This is a genomic window from Terrirhizobium terrae, assembly GCF_030323265.1.
Classification (GTDB): domain Bacteria; phylum Pseudomonadota; class Alphaproteobacteria; order Rhizobiales; family Rhizobiaceae; genus Neorhizobium.
Genome location: NZ_CP104990.1, coordinates 610,397 through 629,351 on the forward strand (window position 1 = coordinate 610,397; position 18,955 = coordinate 629,351).

Genomic DNA, 18,955 nt, shown 5'->3' on the forward strand with positions numbered 1-18,955 from the left:
GGCTGCGTTGGCGCTGTTGAATCACGGAGACGGCTTTTCGGCAAGGCCAAGTAATCGCCTAGCCTGCTTTAGATGCGGTCTATCGATCATGCGGCCGCCAAAATTGAGCGCTCCCTGTCCGGGATTGGCCGCGAACGCATCAATGATCGCCTGCGCCTGCGCCAATTCTTCGGCCGTGGGCGTGAAGGCCGCGTTGATGACCGGCACCTGTGCGGGATGAATCGCCATCATGCCGGTAAACCCGTCTCGTTTGGCGCGCCGGGCATAGGCCGCAAGCCCGTCCAGATCTCGAAACGCCGGGTAGACGGTCTCGATGGCGTCTACTCCTGCGGCATGGGCGCCGAACAGGGTCAGCGAGCGAACCATCTCATAGGGCGGGGTATAGCGTCCGTCCTCTTCTCGGGCACGGACAGCGCCGATGGCGGCCGGAAGGTCTTCCGCACCCCAGGTAAGGCCAAGGATCAGGTGGTGGACGTTGCGGTAGCTGCCGAGTTCAAAGACTGCCGCCGGCGTCTCGGTCGCGATCGGCAGGATGGGAATGCCCGGTGCGCGTGCCGCGAGCGCCTCGACGGTTGCTGCTCCCTCCGCCTTGGGCAGGACGAGTGCATCGGGTCCTGCATCGAGCACGACTGCCAGGTCATCGTCCACAAGACCGCTGTCGAGCGGATTGATGCGGACGAACAGCTTGAGATCCCGCCTGGCTGAGCGCAGAAAGGCGGCCGTCGCCGCCCTTGCCACCGGTTTCGCCTCGGGTGCGACCGCATCCTCCAGATCGAGGATCAGCGCGTCGGCCTCAAGCCTCAACGCCTTTTCCATTCGATCGGGCCGGTCACCCGGCACGAAGAGCAGGGATCTCAGCCTCATTTCAGTCTCCGGGAGAGGAGCGCCGTGCGCAGGCACTGGCAGACGATTTCGTCGCGCTGGTTGATCAGCTCATGGCGGAAGGTGACGATGCCGGCAGCCGGGCGCGAGCGGCTTTCCTTCAGTTCGCTAACTTCAGTTTCGGCGCGCATCGTATCGCCGATGAAGACCGGTTTCGGCATGATGAGCTTGTCGTAGCCGAGATTGGCGACAAGCGTGCCGAGCGTCGTATCCGCGACGGAAAGCCCGACCATCAGCGCGAATGTGAAGGTGCCGTTGACGAGGATCCGGCCGAACTCGCTTTGCTTCGCGGCCTCGATATCGAGATGCAGCGGCTGCGGGTTATGGGTCATGGTCGAGAAGAGGAGATTGTCGGTCTCGGTCACGGTGCGACGGATCTCGTGGACAATCCGGTCACCGATGGTCCAGTCCTCGAAATAGCGTCCGGCCATCACGCGTCTCCCTCTATACGCACAAGAAGAGCGCCCTCGGTGACCTGCGCGCCGGGACTTGCCCTCAGTTCCGCAACGATCCCGTCAAAGGGGGCGCTCAGCGTCTGTTCCATCTTCATGGCCTCGATGACGACGAGCGCCTGGCCCCGCCGGACCCGGTCGTCCCGACCGACCTGTACGGCGATCACCGTTCCGGGCATCGGTGCGATGATCGAGCCATCCGCCAAGCTTTGCCCACCGTCGGCGTGATCGGCACGGCGCGGGCCGAAGGACCATGCCGTGCCGTCGATGAAGACGACGTCCCTGATGCCGCTTTGGTTCAGTCGCCTTGGGCCGCCGATATTCACGAGATAGGGCAGGCCGGCGATTTCAATGCCCACCTCTCGGTACGCCTCCGCGTTCAGGCGAAAGCCGGTCAGCGCAGTCCAGGGATCCTGCGTCTCGACCGAAAGGAGCGCCAAGGCCGCTGCCTGCAATACCCGCTCGCCGGGTTCGGCGGATGGCACGAGTTCGGAGAGATTGCGCTCGATAAAGCCCGTATCCACGGCACCCGACAGGAAATCCGCATGCCTGAGTGCCCGCGCCAGGAAGGCGGCATTGGTCTGGACCGGCCAGATCTCCACGCCGGCCGCCGCGTCCGAAAGCCTGCACGCGGCCTCCCGCCGGCTCGGGGCATGGCTGATCAGCTTGGCGATCATCGGATCATAGTGGGCGGTTATCTCGTCGCCCTGCTCGACGCCGCTATCGATGCGAATGCCTTCCGGAAGGCGCAGGTGCTCCAGCCGGCCGATGGAGGGCAGAAAGCCGTTGGACGGGTTTTCGGCATAAAGCCGCGCTTCCATCGCCCATCCGTTGATGAAGAGCTCGCCCTGCCTCAGTGGCAGAGGTTCGCCGGAGGCGACACGGATCTGCCATTCCACCAGATCCTGTCCGGTGATCGCCTCGGTCACGGGATGCTCCACCTGCAGCCGCGTGTTCATTTCCATGAACCAGATGCGGTCGGCGCGCAGCCCTTCGGAGGCATCGGCGATGAACTCCACCGTTCCTGCACCGACGTAATCAACCGCCTTTGCGGCTTGGACGGCGGCGTTACAGACGGCTTGACGTGTGGCTTCGTCCATGCCCGGTGCGGGTGCTTCCTCGATCACTTTCTGATGGCGACGTTGCAGTGAGCAGTCGCGTTCGAAAAGATGGACGACATTGCCGAAGGTATCGCCGAAGACCTGAACCTCGATATGCCGAGGTGAGAGGATATATTTCTCGATCAGAACCCGGTCGTCAGCGAAGGAGGAAGCGGCCTCGCGCCGGCAGCTTTCGAGTGCTGCGAGAAAATCCAAAGCCGTATCGACCTTGCGCATGCCCTTGCCGCCGCCGCCTGCAACGGCCTTGATCAGCACCGGATAACCGATCGCATCGGCATCTTTCTGTAGCTGGGCAGGGTTCTGGTCCTCGCCAAGATAACCCGGTGTCACGGGCACGTTTGCGGCAATCATCCGTTGCTTGGCGGCGTCCTTCAGCCCCATGGCACGGATGGCGGCGGGCGGAGCGCCCACCCAGATCAGCCCCGCAGCGATAACGGCCTCTGCGAAGTCTGCATTCTCCGACAGAAAACCATAGCCGGGATGGATCGCCTGCGCGCCCGTCTGTCGCGCCGCGTCGAGGATGCGGTCCTGACGGAGATAGCTGTCGCGCGCCGGGGCCGGGCCGATGCGAATCGCCTCATCCGCCTCGCGCACGAAGGGCATTTTGGCATCGGCATCGGAATGAACGGCGATAGTGCGAATGCCGAGGCGGCGGGCGGTGCGGATGATGCGGTGAGCGATTTCTCCGCGATTGGCGATCAGCAGGCTTTCAATCACCGGTCATCCTCCTCACATCCTAAACAGGCCGAATTGCGCGCGTTCGGGGATCGGCGCGTTCAGCACTGCGGAAAAAGCAAGGCCCAGCACGTCGCGGGTCTGGGCAGGATCGATCACGCCGTCATCCCAAAGCCTGGCCGTTGCGTAATAGGGATTGCCTTCATCCTCGTATTTCTGCCGGATCGGAGTTTTGAAGGCTTCCGCCTCTTCTTTGCTCCATGTTTCCGCGTTGCGATGGACGGAGGCGAGAACAGACGCGGCCTGTTCACCGCCCATGACGGAAATCCGCGCATTGGGCCAAGAGAACAGGAAGTGCGGCTGGTAGGCGCGACCGCACATGCCGTAATTGCCGGCGCCGAAACTGCCGCCGATCAGCACGGTGATCTTTGGAACGGAGGCGGTTGCGACCGCCGTCACCAGCTTTGCGCCGTGCTTGGCGATGCCTTCCGCCTCATATCTGCCGCCGACCATGAAGCCGGAGATATTCTGCAGGAACAGCAGCGGAATGCGACGCTGGCAGGCAAGCTCGATGAAATGCGCGCCCTTCAAAGCACTTTCCGAGAAGAGCACGCCATTGTTCGCCAGGATCGCGACCGGAATGCCCCAGATGCGGGCGAAGCCGCAGACGAGCGTTGATCCGTAGAGGGGTTTGAATTCCTGCAGTTCCGATCCGTCGACGATGCGGGCGATCACTTCCCGCACATCGTAGGGCGTGCGCACATCCTGCGGCACGATGCCGTAAAGCTCCGAGGGCTCAAGGAGTGGAGGCCTTGGTGCGGCAATCTCTATATCGACCGTCTTCGGCCGGTTGAGCGTCGCCACGATATTCCGAACGATCAGCAAGGCGTGTTCGTCATTCTCGGCGACATGATCGACCACGCCGGATTTTCGGCCATGGGTTTCCGCGCCGCCGAGTTCCTCCGCCGAAATCACTTCGCCGGTCGCGGCCTTCACCAGTGGAGGACCGGCCAGGAAGATCGTCCCCTGATTGCGCACGATCACCGTCTCGTCGGACATGGCCGGCACATAGGCGCCGCCCGCCGTGCAGCTTCCCATCACGCAGGCGATCTGGGCGATGCCGGCCGCCGACATCTGCGCCTGATTGTAGAAGATCCGGCCGAAATGATCGCGATCCGGAAAGACTTCTGCCTGATGCGGCAGGTTGGCGCCGCCGGAATCGACCAGATAGATGCAGGGCAGACGGTTTTCAGAGGCGATCTCCTGCGCCCGCAAATGCTTCTTCACCGTCATCGGGAAATAGGCGCCGCCCTTCACCGTCGGGTCATGGGCGATGATCATGCATTCGCGGCCCGACACCCTTCCGATGCCGGCGATCATGCCCGCACCCGGTGCTTCATCCCCATACATGCCGCCTGCGGCAAGCTGGCCGATTTCCAGGAATGGCGAGCCCGGATCGAGCAGCCGCTGCACCCGGTCACGTGGCAAGAGTTTGCCACGCGAAACATGACGCTCGCGATGGCTTTCCGATCCGCCGCGCGCAGCAGCCGCCACTTTCGCCCGCAGGTCCTCGGCAAGCGCACGGTTATGCGCTTCATTGGTCTTGAAGCCTTCGGAGTTGCGATCGAGCAGGGTGCGGATCTGAGGCATCACCCGGTGCCTCCCAGGCCGATCACCTCGCGGCCGATCAGCATCCGGCGCACTTCGTTGGTGCCGGCGCCGATATCGAGCAGCTTGGCATCCCGCCAGAAACGCTCCACCGGCCAATCCTTCGTGTAGCCGGCGCCGCCGAGTGCCTGAATTGCCTGTTCGGTGACCTTTACCGCGCATTCGGAAGCGTAGAGGATCGCGCCGGCGGCATCCTGCCGTGTTGTCTTGCCGGCATCGCAGGCGCGCGCCACGGCATAGACATAGGCCCGGGCGGAATTCAGCGCCACGACCATGTCGGCGACCTTGGCCTGCATCAGCTGGAAACTGCCGATCGGTGCACCGAATTGCTTTCGCTCTCGCAGGTAGGGCAGGACGACATCGAGGCAGGCCTGCATGATGCCGAGCTGGATGCCGGATAGCACTACCCGTTCGTAATCGAGGCCGGACATCAGCACTTTCGCGCCTCCGTTCAGTGGCCCCATGACGTTATCCGCAGGCACGAAACAATCCTGGAACACGAGCTCGGCCGTCGGCGAGCCGCGCATGCCGACCTTGTCGATCTTCTGACCGATGGAAAAACCGGCAAAATCCTTCTCGATCAGGAAGGCGGTGATGCCTTTCGATCCGGCTTCGGGTTCCGTCTTGGCGTAGACGACGAGGGTCTGCGCATAAGGCGCGTTGGTGATCCAGAATTTCGTGCCGTTAAGGCGAAAGCCGCCATCGGCCTTGTCTGCCCGCAATCGCATGGAGACGACATCCGATCCCGCACCTGTCTCCGACATGGCAAGGCTGCCGACATGGTCGCCGGAAATCAGCCCGCGGAGATATTTCGTCTTTTGCTCGGGCGTTGCCCAGCGTGCGATCTGGTTGATGCAGAGGTTGGAATGCGCCCCGTAGGACAGGCCGACGGAGGCGGAGGCGCGGCTTATCTCCTCGCAGGCGATGACATGTTCCAGATAACCCAGTCCAAGCCCGCCATCCTCTTCCGCAACGGTGATGCCATGCAGCCCGAGTGCACCCATTTCGGGCCACAGTTCGACGGGGAAGCGATCTTTCGCATCGATCTCGGCAGCAAGCGGCGCAATGCGCGCGCGCAAAACGCTGCGTCGTTTCGCGGATCGAAAGAGCCATTTCGGTCAGGCCAAAATCCATGTCAGTCATCGGGCCTCCTCCCAGATAGCCTTCAATCCCGTTCAGATATGCAAGGCGTGGCCCATCGCCTTCAGCGAAGCTTCCTGCAGGGCTTCGCTGCGCGTCGGATGGGCATGGATCGTGGCTGCGATATCCTCCAGCCGGGTACCCATCTCGATTGCCAGCGAGAATGCCGCAGAAAGTTCGGATACGCCCGAACCGACAGCCTGCAGCCCGAGTACGAGATTGGTGTCTGCCCTTGCCACGACGCGGACAAAACCGTCTTCGTCCTGCATCGTCATTGCCCTTCCATTGGCGGTGAAGGGGAATTGCCCGATTTTCACCTCGTAGCCTTGCGCGCGCGCCTCGGACGGCGAAAGACCGGCACTGACGATTTCCGGATCGGTAAAGCAGATCGAGGGGATGCAGCGCTTGTCCCAGGCCCGCTTTTTACCCGCGACGATCTCCGCCACCATCTCGCCCTGCGCGATGGCGCGATGCGCCAGCATCGGCTCGCCGGTGACGTCGCCGATTGCATAGATGCCACGCATCGAGGTGCGGAAGCGGTCGTCGATGCGCAGGTAGGGGCCAGAGCGATCCAGATCGAGGTCTTCCAGCCCGGACCCGACGCTTCGCGGGCGGCGACCGACGGCAACGAGGATATGATCAGCCGGCAGTTCCTGCCGCCCGTCCGGTCCTTCGACAATCAGCGCATCACCGTTTTCGGAGAGCCCGACCGCTTTGGTATTGGTGAAAATCCTGATGCCGCGTTCGGTCAACCTGCGTGTCACCAGTTTGACCAGGTCGCCATCGTAGATGGGCAGAACCTGCGCCGTCGCCTCCACCACGGTCACCTCCGATCCCAGCTTGGCAAAAGCGGTGCCGAGTTCCAGACCGATGTAGCCACCGCCGACCACGATGAGTTTGTTCGGCACTTCTTTAAGCGACAAAGCTTCGGTTGAGGAGATGACGCGCCCGCCGAAGGGCAGGGCGGAAAGTTCGACCGAGATCTGAGCCGGTAGCTATGACCACTGTCTCCGCGCGAACAATCTGCTGGCCGGTCTCGGTTTCCACTTCCACGGTCTTGCCGTCGCGAAAACGGGCGCGGCCGGACACGATTTTCACGCGCGCCTTCTGCAAAAGGCCGGAGACGCCGCCGGTCAGCCGGCCGACAATACCGTCCTTCCAGGCCACGGTCCCGGCAAGATCGATCGATGGCGGTTCGACGCGAATACCAATGGCGTTGCGCCCGACCGCCATCTGCCGTGTTGCATCAAAGACCTCCGCTGCATGGATCAGCGCCTTGGAAGGGATGCAACCGATGGTGAGGCAGGTACCGCCGGGCTTGGCTGCCTCGACGATGACCGTATCGATGCCGAGCTGGCCGGCGCGGATGGCGCAGGCATAGCCGCCGGGGCCGGCGCCGATGACGAGAAGCTTGCAGGAGATCTCTTTCATGGCTCACCCTCGATGAAGATCAGGGCTGGAGTTTCGAGCAGTGTGCGCAAGCGCTGGACGAAGGTCGCGGCATCAAAACCATCGATGATGCGATGGTCGAAACTGGAGGAGAGGTTCATCATCTTGCGGGGCACGAATTGGGTGCCATCCCAGACCGGGCGGGTGGCGATCTTGTTGACGCCGACGATCGCCACTTCCGGATGATTGATGACCGGCGTCGAGACGATGCCGCCGAGCGCGCCGAGCGAACTGATGGTGATGGTCGAACCGGTCAGCTCGTCGCGCGTGGCGGTGCCGGAGCGGGCGGCCTCCGCCAGCCGGTTCATTTCCGCCGCGCAATCCCAGATGCTGCGCGCTTCCGTGTGCCTGACGACCGGCACCATGAGGCCTGAAGGTGTCTGGGTGGCGATGCCGACATGCACCGCGCCGGACCGGGTCAGGACACCGGCATCGTCGTCGAATGTGGCGTTGATGTCGGGCTGATCGGTTACCGCCTTGACCATGGCCCGCATCAGGAAGGGCAGGAGGGTTAGCTTCGCCTGCTCGGGCTTGCGCGCGCCATTCATCGTCGCCCGCAACTCTTCCAGTGCCGTCACGTCGACCTCTTCCACATAGGTGATATGCGGGATGCGCGAGGTGGAAAGTGTCATCTTTTCGGCGATGCGGCGGCGAAGGCCGGTGAGCTTGATCTCGTCCTTCGAGGTCTTCCTGGCAAAACCCTGTTGCGGGGCTGGGGCGTCCTTGCCGTGGGCAAGGAACTGCTCGACATCCTCGCGCAGAATGCGGCCAGCCGGGCCCGTTCCGCTTATTTGGCGAAGGTCTATGCCGCTCTCGCGCGCCAGAAGCCGTACCGATGGTGCCGCCAGCGGCTTGTCTATCTCGGGTGAGGGACGCGGAGCCGGCGCGGGCGAGGCTAATTTTTCAGGGATTTCGGGAGGTGCGGGCTTTTCTGGCTCCGGTTCGTCTGCTCTCGGCTGCTCCGGTGCCGGATCTGGAGCGGTAATCTCGTCGCTGCCACCCTCCGTCTCGATCCGGATCAGTGGCGCCCTGACCGCGATCGTGTCGCCGATCTCGCCGCCGAGCCAGATCACGGTTCCGCTGACGGGCGTGGGAATTTCCACCGTTGCCTTGTCGGTCATCACGGCGGCGACCGCCATGTCCTCGCGCACGGGATCGCCGACCTTCACGAGCCATTCCACGAGCTCGGCCTCGGCGACACCTTCGCCTACATCCGGCATCTTGATGGTGAATTCGCCCATGGCTCAGGCCTCCATGACGTCGGTCAGCGCACGCCCGACGCGGGCGGGACCGGGAAAATAGTCCCATTCCTGCGCATGCGGGTAAGGCGTATCCCAGCCGGCGACGCGCATGACCGGGGCTTCGAGATGATAGAAGCAATGTTCCTGCACCAAGGCCGCGATCTCTCCGCCGAAACCGGAGGTGAGTGTTGCCTCATGCACGACGACGCAGCGGCCCGTCTTGGACACCGACCTGATGATCGCATCGAGATCGAGCGGTAGAAGGCTTCTGAGATCGATGACCTCGGCATCGATGCCGGTATCTTCTGCGGCGGCGAGCGCCACATGCACCATCGTGCCATAGGCAATCACGGTGACGGCCGAACCTTGCCGGCGCACTTCCGCCTTGCCGATCGGGATCGAATAATAATCATCCGGCACATCGCCGAGCGCGTGTTTCGACCATGGCGTGACCGGTCGTTCGTGATGACCGTCGAAGGGTCCATTATAGAGCCGCTTCGGTTCCAGAAACATCACCGGGTCGGGATCTTCGATTGCCGCAATCAGCAGGCCTTTGGCGTCATAGGGATTGGATGGCACGACGACCTTGAGGCCGCAGACATGGGTGAACAAAGCCTCCGGGCTCTGGCTGTGTGTCTGGCCGCCAAATATGCCGCCGCCGGTCGGCATGCGCACGACGATCGGGCAGGTGAAATCGCCGTTGGAGCGATAGCGGATACGCGCGGCCTCCTGCGTCAGCTGGTCATAGGCCGGGTACATGTAGTCGGCGAACTGGATCTCTACGCAGGGTTTCAACCCGTAGGCGGCCATGCCGATGGCGGTGCCGACAATGCCGGATTCGTTGATCGGCGTGTCGAAACAGCGGGTCTTGCCGTATTTCGCCTGCAACCCTTGCGTACAGCGGAAAACGCCGCCGAAATAGCCGACATCCTCGCCGAAGACCACGACATCCTCGTCCCGCCCTATCGCGACATCCATGGCGCTTCTCACCGCCTCGATCATCGTCATCCGGGCCATGTCAGTATCCCGCCTTTTGCCGCTGGCGGCGCAGATGCGGGGGCATCTCGGCATAGACGCCTTCGAAAATGTCGCGCACGGAGGGCCTGCCTCCGGCATGCATCGTACCGTGTTCCTCGGCCTTGCGCTGGGCGGCGATCACCTCGTCCGTAATTTCCGCTTCCGCCTGCACATGCCGTTCTTCCGACCAGAGGCCGCGCAGGATCAGGTGTTTCTTCAACCGCAGCACCGGATCGCCTAGCGGCCATGCCTCGGATTCCGTCTTCGGCCGATAGGCGCTCGGATCGTCCGAGGTTGAATGCGCGCCGACCCGGTAGGTGACGTATTCGATCAGCGTGGGTCCGAGATTGCGCCTTGCCCGCTCCGCCGCCCAGCAGGCGACGGCATGAACGGCAAGATAATCATTGCCGTCGACCCTCAGCGCCGGAATGCCGAAACCGAGGCCGCGGGCGGCAAAGGTGCCGGAGCCGCCGCGGGCGATACCCTGGAATGTCGAGATGGCCCACTGGTTGTTGACGACGTTGAGAATGACCGGGGCGCGGTAGGTCGAGGCGAAGACCAGCGCCGAATGGAAATCCGATTCCGCCGTCGAACCGTCACCGATCCAGGCGGCAGCGATTCGGCTGTCGTTCTTGATCGCAGACGCCATGGCCCAGCCGACTGCCTGCACATACTGGGTGGCGAGGTTGCCGGAAATGGTGAAGAAGCCATGCTCCTTCGACGAATACATGATCGGCAGCTGCCGGCCTCGCAGCGGATCGCTCTCGTTCGAATAGATCTGGTTCATCATCTCGACCATCGGATAGTCGTCGGCGATGAGAAGGCCCGCCTGCCGATAGGTCGGGAAATTCATGTCGCCCTTCTTCAACGCCTTGCGGAAGGCGCAGCTGACGGCTTCCTCGCCCAGATGCTGCATGTAGAAGGATGTCTTGCCCTGCCGCTGCGCCATCAGCATGCGGGCATCGAAGGCCCGGAGCGTCATCATATGGCGAAGGCCGGTCCTCAGGTCGTCATCGGACAGAAGTCCGGCCCATGGGCCGACAGCTTCGCCTTCCCGGTTGAGAACGCGTATGATCGAATAGGCGAGGTCACGAATGTCCTCTGCCGCAGCGTCGACCTCCGGCCGAGGCACGGCGCCTGCTCTGGCGATCCTGACATTGGAAAAATCGGGCTGCCCGCCCGGACGCACTGCAGGCTCCGGGACGTGCAGGCTCAGATGACCTGTATCCACCATATCTCCTCCCGATCGACCTGCTTCTCCTCAAAAGCGTGTCGATTAGAAGAGAATGGTATTCGTAGCGCCAATGGCAAGCCATGACAGAACTGCTGTGATTATTCGGCCAATTTTGCCATAGGTGAGCAGGCTATGGGCTCAATTGGCTCTTTCGAAAGGCCTCGGGACTTTGTCCCATCCATTTCCGGAATGCCCGATAGAAGGCGCTCGGTTCGGAATAACCGAGCCGGGTGGCAATCTCGCTGATGGTCTCGCCCGTATTGGTCAGCCTGCCGCAGGCAAGATCGCGGCGGATCTCGTCCTTGATACCTGCATAGCTCTGGCCTTCGTCATGCAGGCGATGGCGGAGTGTCGAGGAGGACATGCGCATGTCGGTGGCGAGCGTTGCGAAGCTTGTCCAGTCGGCGGGCTCCTTTGGGTGAGGCGACGCCTCACGGCTGCGGCCGTTCCTGCGTCATAGCGATAGCGCAACAGAATGTTTGCCGGCGCTCCGCGCAAAAAATGCCGCAACTGCTGCTCGTTGCGCGAGATCGGCAGGGCGAGCATGGCTGCGTCGAAGCCCAGCCGGCTGAGAGATTGCGAAAAGCGGATGGGCGCTCCGAAAAAGAGCCGGTGATCGGCGCTCTGTTCCGGCTCGGCACAGCGAAAATCGACGAGCCGGATCGGGATGCGCCTTCCCACGAGCCAGCAGGTCAGCCCATGCAGGATGATCCAGTAACTGCGATAGGCAAAGGCCGACCGCAGCTCTCCCTCATCGCTCAACTGGACTTCCGCGATCCCGTCGTGGACCACAAGCCGGCCTGTCGGTTCGCCGAGAACGAGGTTGAGGAAGCGCAGCGCCCGTCGCAGAGCCCGTTCGAGCGTCGGGGCATGCAGCACGCAATGGCAGAGAAGGGTAAAGCTGCCCCGCTGCATCGGCCGGGCGCCGAGGCCGAAGCATTCGTCATCCAGCTCGGCAGCAATAGCCAGCCACAATTGCCCGAATGTCTGCGCCGAAACCGGCTCGGTGACGACGGGTGGCAGGCCTAAATCCGCCAGCAACGGCTCGGTCGGGCGTCCGCTACGCCGCAGGCTGTCGAGGGCTTCCTCGACAAAGCTCGGGGCGATCATATGTCGTTCGGTCTCGGCCATCGATCTCGCTGCAGTGGCAAAACTGGCCGAAATAATGGATCATTTCCGTCATCGCTTGCAACAGTCAAAGCTTATAAAATCATGTTCGTCGTTCGGGTTGAGGAGACTGCCGGCGAGGGAGGGATAATGCAATGTTGATCCGCGATGCCGGTTTCCTCGTTACCGGCGGCTGTTCCGGTCTCGGGGCTGCTACGGTGCGCATGCTTGCCGAAGCGGGCGGCCGCGTGATGATCGCCGACCTCGATCGCGACAAAGGCGAGGCGATCGAGCAGGAATTTGCGGGCCGCGTACATTTCGTCAGGACCGACGTCACCAGCGCCGCGGATGGAGAAGCCGCAGTCGCTGCGGCCGTGAAGACCTTCGGAAATCTACGCGGGCTGGTCAATTGTGCCGGCATCGCACCGGCGCAGAAGGTGATCGGCCGCGACGGGCCGCACGAACTCGACAGTTTTGCACGGACGCTCAATGTCAATCTGGTCGGCTCCTTCAACCTGCTCAGGCTTGCGGCCAACGCGATAAAGGACAGCGAACCCCATGCCGAGGAGAGCGCGGCGTGATCGTCAACACGGCCTCGATCGCAGCCTTCGACGGGCAGGTCGGGCAGGCGGCTTATGCGGCCTCTAAGGGCGGAATAGCGGCGATGACTCTGCCGATCGCGCGCGAACTGGCGCGTCACGGCATTCGTGTCATGACCATTGCCCCGGGTGTTTTCGAAACTCCGATGATGGCGGCCATGCCGGAGGAAGTGCGCCATGCGCTTGGAAGCAGCGTGCCGTTTCCGCCACGGCTTGGGCGGCCATCCGAGTTTGCAGCGCTGGTTTGCCATATCCTGGAAAATACGATGCTGAACGGCGAAGTCATTCGGCTCGACGGCGCTATTCGGATGGGCGTGCGCTGAATCGCGCCTGAAGGAGGAGAGATGCAATTGCAGGATCCCGTCGTCATCGTCGGTTCGGCCCGCACGCCGATCGGCGGCTTTCAGGGCGAATTGAAGGGCGCGGCCGCACCCGATCTCGGTGCGGCATCCATTCGTGCGGCTCTTGAGCGAAGCGGCGTGCGGGCCGATGCCGTTGAAGAGGTCGTCTTCGGTTGCGTGCTTCCGGCGGGGCAGGGGCAGGCGCCGGCGAGGCAGGCGGCGATCCATGCCGGCCTTCCCTTCGCCGCCGGTGCGACGACGGTCAACAAGATGTGCGGCTCGGGCATGAAGGCTGTCATGATAAGTCAAGACATGATCGCCGCCGGAAGTGCCTCCATCGCTGTTGCCGGCGGTATGGAAAGCATGACGAATGCCCCATACCTGCTGGATCGGGCGCGAGGCGGATACAGGCTCGGGCATGGCCGTGTGCTGGATCACATGTTTCTCGACGGGCTTGAGGACGCCTATGACAAGGGCCGGTTGATGGGCACATTTGCCGAGGATTGCGCCGAGGCCTATCAGTTTACCCGCGAGGCGCAGGACGAATATGCCGTCACCTCCCTCAAGCGGGCGCAGAAGGCGATCGAGGAAGGTTGGTTCGACAGAGAGATTGTTCCGGTTACGGTCAAATCTGGCAGAACCGAGCAGGTGGCGCATCGAGACGAACAGCCCGGCAAGGCCAAACTCGACAAGATCCCGACCCTGAAACCCGCCTTCCGTGATGGTGGCACGGTGACGGCCGCCAATTCCAGCTCGATCTCGGATGGCGCGGCAGCGCTGGTGTTGATGCGGCGCTCGGAAGCCGAACGCCGGGGGCTTTCTCCGCTCGCAACGATCATCGGCCATGCCACGCATTCGCAGGAACCGGCGCTCTTTGCCACTGCGCCGATCGGTGCCTTGCAGAAACTCTCCGACAGGACGGGCCTTCCGCTTTCCGATGTCGATCTGTTCGAGATCAACGAGGCTTTTGCGGTCGTCGCCATGGCGGCGATGCGGGATCTCGACCTGCCGCATGACAAGGTCAATATCCATGGCGGTGCCTGCGCGCTCGGCCACCCGATTGGCGCATCCGGCGCCCGTGTTCTGGTGACGTTGATCGCCGCGCTGGAGCGCTATGACCTGAAACGCGGCATGGCGGCGCTTTGCATCGGCGGTGGCGAAGCGACGGCCATCGCGATCGAACGATCCTGACGGGAGGAAGACCGATGATCCTTTCGGAAACCCAGCAGCAGATCCGCGAAATGGCCCGCAGCTTTGCCCGCGAGCGCCTGGCTCCGGGTGCCGCGGAGCGGGACAGGGAGCATCGGTTCCCGCGTGAGGAATTGCAGGAAATGGGTGCGCTCGGGTTGCTCGGCATGCTCGTGCCGGAGGCCTATGGCGGCTCTGACACCGGCGTCCTAGCCTACGCGGCAGCCGTCGAGGAAATCGCCGCCGGCGACGGGCCATGCTCGACGATCATGAGCGTCCACAGTTCGGTCGGCTGCGTGCCGATCCTCAAATTCGGGACAGAAGAGCAGAAGGAGCGCTTTCTGCCCCGTCTCGCATCCGGCGAATGGATCGTTGGCTTTGCGCTGACCGAACCGCAGGCAGGCTCTGACGCCTCGAACCTGAAGACGCGCGCGCGGCGGGATGGCGATCATTATGTGATCGACGGCGCAAAACAGTTCATCACCTCGGGCAAGAACGGGCAGATGATCATCGTCTTCGCCGTCACCGATCCCGATGCGGGCAAGAAAGGCATCTCCGCCTTCATCGTTCCGACCGATACGCCCGGTTACGAGGTGATCCGCGTCGAGGAGAAACTCGGCCTTCATTCTTCCGACACCTGCCAGATCGCCTTCAACGAAATGCGGATCCCAGCGAACTTGAGGCTTGGAGAGGAAGGCGAGGGGTATCGCATCGCGCTTGCAAACCTGGAGGGGGGCGTATCGGCATTGCGGCGCAATCCGTCGGCATGGCGCAGGCCGCTTTCGAGGCGGCGCGTGATTATGCCCGCGAGAGAAAGGCATTCGGCAGGCCGATCTTCGATCACCAGGCGGTCGCCTTCCGGCTGGCCGACATGGCAACGCGGATAGAAGCAGCCCGGCAGCTTGTCTGGCACGCGGCTGCATTGCGGGAGGCGGGAATGCCGTGTCTATCCGAGGCCTCCATGGCGAAGCTCTTCGCGTCGGAAATGGCCGAGCGCGTCTGCTCCGACGCGATCCAGATTCACGGCGGTTACGGTTATATGGCCGACTATCCGGTCGAGCGCATCTATCGGGATGTGCGCATTTGCCAAATCTATGAGGGAACGAGCGACGTGCAGCGAATGGTTATCGCCCGCAACTTGTGAGACGAGACGAAAGGGCGGTCCGATCGACGGTCAATCTGAGATAAGCAGATGACGATACGATCTTCGGCGCGCCGATCAGTGAAAAATTAGATATGAGGAGACATGCGAAACCAGGTGGTCTACGGCGGCAACGGTCGACGGGTCAGTTCTGCAGCATCTGCTCCAGTTCATTGGCGATCTCTGTACTATATGATCAAGGGGTTATCCGGTTGAATGCCCTCGTGACTAGCGTCCTGGCCAAAGGCTCAAGAATGTCTTTGATATGTTTCGAAGTTCGGCTTCGGTGGCACCATTCCCAGCTGCTGCGAGCAGGCCGTCTGTTGCCGCCTTCAGCGTAAGGGCGAGCCCGCGTGCGTCGAGCCCTGGATCAAAATCGCCCTCGGTCTGCGCTCTTGCAATGCGGGCAATCAGCTGCGCTCGCCAAAAATTCCCGCGTTCTTGAATAAATTTTCTTAGCGAGATGTCACCCGGCCCGAAACTTGACGAGTGCACCACCGACATACTGGCCTGTGGATCGCCCTGATCCGTTTTCAGGTCAATCGTATTTTGCAGGAGATGCTCCGCTACCCCTCTGGCAGAGGGTTGGTCGAGTGCCTTACGCATGTAGCGCTCTTTTTCTTCTTCGTATTGCTCGATTACCTTCTTGAAGAGCGTCTCTTTGTTGCCGAAGGTTGCGTACATGCTGGCCCGATTGATGGCCATCTCCTTTAGCAGCAAGCTTACACTCGAACCTGCGTAGCCATACCGCCAGAACACACGCATGGCAGCTATGAGCGCTGTCGTTTCATCGAACTGGCGAGGGCGACCTCTCGTTTGCTTTGCAGGTTTGCTCACACAAGCTTCCAGCTTCTGCTTCATCGAGAACCGCGCAGCCGCCGGTGGGCTGGCTGCTGTAGGCAAATGAAGGCGATCTCAATCGCCCCCACCGGTCATCGAAGTTTTCTACAACTTGATCTCGATCTATGATCTCGTAATAGGCATTGAAATCAAGCCATTCGATCCCTGAGACGACCCGGCCATCCTGCATGGTCATGATGTACATGTATTCGTTGCGATAGGGTATTCCGTCGACCGCCGTCGTGGCGCTTTTGATCCGCGCGAATACTTTGTCCCCATCGGCCCACGTGCCATCGACGGAGATCTGCAGGGGAGAAGCGAAACGTGCAAAAAGCGCCTCCTCAGCTTTCGTAAAGAGCTCCTTCTTGCTGTTATAGGTTCCGGCAACCGGGCCATGGCCGGCAAGCGTCCATTCTACATCGTCAATGAAGAGGTCAAAGAACTTGGCAAAGTCTCCTGACGAAGCTGCAAGCGCGGAATTCACAGTATCAAGGTTCGTCTGCTCGATGTTCGAATACGACATTTGATTTCTCCTCTAAACGAGCATGATTGCCGTATTCCAAAACAGTATAATGGAACAATCGTTCCAAAATAATTGCGCTGCTCGATGCTCATCCAGTTTCCGTGCTTAATGTTAGAAGACCAGAGCATCCGCCGCGCCCATGGTAGGGCGCAGGAGGCTTGTTTTCTGCTCACCCGAGGATCGAAGACAGGAATTCTCGCGTCCGCTCCTGTTGGGGGCTCCCGAATATCTCCTCGGGTTTTCCCTGCTCGCAAATGCGTCCCTTGTCAAAGAAGCAGACACGGTCCGACACTTCGCGAGCGAAGCGCATCTCGTGGGTCACAAGCAACATTGTCAAATCATGCTCGTGCGCAAGGCCACGGATCACGGACAGTACCTCACCCACCAGCTGCGGATCGAGAGCAGAGGTCGGCTCGTCGAACAGCAGGACGCGCGGGCGCATTGCAAGGGCCCGGGCGATCGCCACGCGCTGTTGCTGGCCGCCGGAAAGCTGGACCGGATAGTGATCCTTCTTGTCCGCAAGGCCTACCATCTGCAACAGCTCGATCGCCCGCGCTTCTGCTTCCGCCCGCGCCATGCCCAGCACCCGGACCGGTGCCTCGACCACGTTGCGCAAAACTGTCATATGCGGAAAGAGATTGAAGCTCTGGAAGACCATGCCGACGTGATTGCGGATCTGGCGCAGATGTTTCTCCGAAGCATGGAACGGACCTTTGCCGCCGGCCTCATGGTAGGACATGTCGCCGAGCATGAGCTTGCCCTCCTGGAACGGCTCCAGCGTCATCAGGATGCGCAGGACCGTCGATTTGCCCGAGCCTGACGGGCCGATTAGCGTAACCTTCTCGCCCTTTGCGACGCTGAAATTGAACTGGTCGAGCACGGTCAGGATGCCGAAGCGCTTAGTGACATCGGAAAATTCTATGAGGGGCAGGTTGTTGTTATCGGTCATCGCAAGGGTATTCCTGCTTTCGGGAGGGCTTTCTGCAAGCGGTGGAGGCCCGCCGAGCAGATCAGCGTCAGGAGGAGGAAGATCAGGCCGACCAGTGTCAGCGGCACGAGATATTCGAAGGTGCGTTCGCCGATCATGTTCGCCAGCCCCATCATCTCAAGAACGGTTACGACGGAAAGAACCGGCGTTTCCTTGATCATGGCTACGAGATAATTGCCCATGGCCGGAACGATGCGCGGGATGGCCTGGGGAATTATGACGTCGCGATAAGTCTGCATGCGTGTCAGGTTGAGCGCGGTGGCCGCTTCCCATTGGCCATGATGGACGGCTTCGATGCCACCGCGATAGACCTCAGACGTGTAGGCGGCATATTGCAGGCCGAGAGCCAGTGCACCCGTAAGAAACGCCGGAAGCACGATGCCGAAATCCGGCAGCACATAGTAGAGGAAGAAGAGCTGCACCAGAAGCGGCGTATCGCGAAGGAACTCGACGATCAATGCTGTCGGCCAGGAGATGACCTTGATGCGGCTGCGGCGAAGGAGCGCAAACACAAGACCCAGAACCAGCGCAATGGCAAAGCCCGCGGCGGCTGCCTTCAAGGTGACCGTCAAGCCGATCAGGATAATGGGCAGGATCGAAGTCGTGTAGGTGACCCATGTCGTCGTGTCCCATTCGTAACCATACATCATAACGGTAAGCCCTCACGAATGGCGGGTGCGGGGAAAGACGTCGCCGCGTCGCACGAAGCGCTCGATCACCCGGATTGCGACCATCAGCACGAGCGACATGGCGAAGTAGCAGAGAAGCGTGATCGAATAGATGCTGGCGCTATCGAGGGTGATGTTGCGGATCGACTGCGCTGCGAAGGTGAGATCCGCAATCGAGATCAGTGACACAAGCGAGGAAAGCTTCAGCGTCTCGATGGCGAGATTACCGAAGGCCGGCATCATCTCGACCACCGCCTGCGGCAATGAAATGCGAAACAGCGTCTGGAAACGGTTGAAGTTCAGCGCACGGGCGGCTTCCAGTTGCTGTGTCGAGACGGACGAAAGCGCACCTCGCACAATCTCCGCACCATAACCGCCGGCATGGGCGGCGAGCACCAGAATGCCCGTCGTGACCGGATCGAAGCTCAGTCCGACCAGCGGCAATGCGTAATAGAACCAGAAGAGCTGCACGAACAGCGAGGTGCCACGAAACACTTCCGTGTAGCAAAGTGCGATAGCCGACAGGATAGGCCCACCTTCAACGCGCAGAATGCCGAAGAAGAAGGCAAGCACCGCGCCGACGGCGATCGAAGCCAGCGTGATCGTCATGGTGACGACGGCACCTTGCCAGAGCATCGGCAGGTAGGCTGTCCAGTCCATCTGGAAGTCTCCTGAGTTTTG

At 61.6% G+C, this 18,955-nt stretch carries 13 protein-coding genes and 5 pseudogenes; 3 read left to right on the forward strand and 15 right to left on the reverse strand.

The genetic code is table 11. From position 1 onward, the window contains the following. Positions 1-21: 21 nt before the first annotated feature. The 10 genes and pseudogenes from N7E02_RS02900 to N7E02_RS02945 form a co-directional block, all read right to left on the reverse strand. Positions 22-864: an HpcH/HpaI aldolase/citrate lyase family protein gene (locus N7E02_RS02900; RefSeq protein WP_286577990.1), complete on the reverse strand. Its 843-nt coding sequence runs from the start codon at positions 862-864 to the stop codon at positions 22-24. Next, positions 861-1,313: a MaoC family dehydratase gene (locus N7E02_RS02905; protein WP_286577991.1), complete on the reverse strand. Its 453-nt coding sequence runs from the start codon at positions 1,311-1,313 to the stop codon at positions 861-863. Before N7E02_RS02905 ends, N7E02_RS02900 begins: the two co-directional genes overlap by 4 nt. Continuing rightward, complete coding sequence (locus tag N7E02_RS02910; protein WP_286577992.1) at positions 1,313-3,172, reverse strand: acetyl/propionyl/methylcrotonyl-CoA carboxylase subunit alpha; 1,860 nt, start codon at positions 3,170-3,172, stop codon at positions 1,313-1,315. The genes N7E02_RS02905 and N7E02_RS02910 overlap by 1 nt, the downstream gene beginning before the upstream one ends. A 12-nt stretch (positions 3,173-3,184) precedes the next feature. Continuing rightward, a complete protein-coding gene (locus tag N7E02_RS02915) occupies positions 3,185-4,780 on the reverse strand; it encodes a carboxyl transferase domain-containing protein (RefSeq protein WP_286577993.1) in 1,596 nt (531 codons plus the stop codon). Then, positions 4,780-5,941, reverse strand: a pseudogene (locus N7E02_RS02920) (isovaleryl-CoA dehydrogenase). The gene N7E02_RS02915 and the pseudogene N7E02_RS02920 overlap by 1 nt, the downstream one beginning before the upstream one ends. Positions 5,942-5,973: 32 nt before the next feature. Continuing rightward, positions 5,974-7,369 (reverse strand): annotated as a pseudogene (gene lpdA / locus N7E02_RS02925) (dihydrolipoyl dehydrogenase). Beyond that, positions 7,366-8,628 (reverse strand): dihydrolipoamide acetyltransferase family protein, encoded by a 1,263-nt coding sequence (locus tag N7E02_RS02930; protein WP_286577994.1) that lies wholly within the window; start codon positions 8,626-8,628, stop codon positions 7,366-7,368. Before N7E02_RS02930 ends, lpdA begins: the two are co-directional and overlap by 4 nt. Positions 8,629-8,631: 3 nt before the next feature. After that, entirely contained in the window at positions 8,632-9,645 is a 1,014-nt protein-coding gene (locus N7E02_RS02935) for an alpha-ketoacid dehydrogenase subunit beta (RefSeq protein ID WP_286577995.1), read from the reverse strand. A 1-nt stretch (position 9,646) separates the two neighbouring features. Further along, the gene (locus N7E02_RS02940; RefSeq protein WP_286577996.1) at positions 9,647-10,879 is read right to left on the reverse strand and encodes a 3-methyl-2-oxobutanoate dehydrogenase (2-methylpropanoyl-transferring) subunit alpha; all 1,233 of its coding nucleotides are present in this window, start codon (positions 10,877-10,879) and stop codon (positions 9,647-9,649) included. Positions 10,880-11,009: 130 nt separating this feature from the next. After that, positions 11,010-12,010 (reverse strand): annotated as a pseudogene (locus N7E02_RS02945) (AraC family transcriptional regulator). 131 nt (positions 12,011-12,141) lie between these two features. Between N7E02_RS02945 and N7E02_RS02950 the strand changes: the two are divergent. The 3 genes and pseudogenes from N7E02_RS02950 (at position 12,142) to N7E02_RS02960 (ending at position 15,258) form a co-directional block, all read left to right on the forward strand. Then, positions 12,142-12,908, forward strand: a pseudogene (locus N7E02_RS02950) (3-hydroxyacyl-CoA dehydrogenase). 21 nt (positions 12,909-12,929) lie between these two features. Continuing rightward, the gene (locus N7E02_RS02955; RefSeq protein WP_286577997.1) at positions 12,930-14,117 is read left to right on the forward strand and encodes an acetyl-CoA C-acyltransferase; all 1,188 of its coding nucleotides are present in this window, start codon (positions 12,930-12,932) and stop codon (positions 14,115-14,117) included. Positions 14,118-14,131: 14 nt separating this feature from the next. After that, a pseudogene (locus tag N7E02_RS02960) lies at positions 14,132-15,258 on the forward strand (acyl-CoA dehydrogenase family protein). A gap of 225 nt (positions 15,259-15,483) precedes the next feature. On the opposite strand, the gene N7E02_RS02965 reads toward N7E02_RS02960, so the two are convergent. From N7E02_RS02965 to ehuC, 5 genes are all read right to left on the reverse strand, one after another. Next, the gene (locus N7E02_RS02965) at positions 15,484-16,116 is read right to left on the reverse strand and encodes a TetR/AcrR family transcriptional regulator (RefSeq protein WP_286577998.1); all 633 of its coding nucleotides are present in this window, start codon (positions 16,114-16,116) and stop codon (positions 15,484-15,486) included. Further along, positions 16,043-16,618 (reverse strand): nuclear transport factor 2 family protein, encoded by a 576-nt coding sequence (locus tag N7E02_RS02970; RefSeq protein ID WP_286577999.1) that lies wholly within the window; start codon positions 16,616-16,618, stop codon positions 16,043-16,045. Before N7E02_RS02970 ends, N7E02_RS02965 begins: the two co-directional genes overlap by 74 nt. Before the next feature lie 169 nt (positions 16,619-16,787). Next, positions 16,788-17,567: an ectoine/hydroxyectoine ABC transporter ATP-binding protein EhuA gene (gene ehuA, locus N7E02_RS02975; RefSeq protein WP_286578000.1), complete on the reverse strand. Its 780-nt coding sequence runs from the start codon at positions 17,565-17,567 to the stop codon at positions 16,788-16,790. Beyond that, the gene (ehuD, locus tag N7E02_RS02980; protein ID WP_286578001.1) at positions 17,564-18,256 is read right to left on the reverse strand and encodes an ectoine/hydroxyectoine ABC transporter permease subunit EhuD; all 693 of its coding nucleotides are present in this window, start codon (positions 18,254-18,256) and stop codon (positions 17,564-17,566) included. The genes ehuA and ehuD overlap by 4 nt, the downstream gene beginning before the upstream one ends. A gap of 12 nt (positions 18,257-18,268) precedes the next feature. Then, entirely contained in the window at positions 18,269-18,934 is a 666-nt protein-coding gene (gene ehuC, locus N7E02_RS02985) for an ectoine/hydroxyectoine ABC transporter permease subunit EhuC (protein ID WP_286578002.1), read from the reverse strand. Positions 18,935-18,955: the final 21 nt, after the last annotated feature.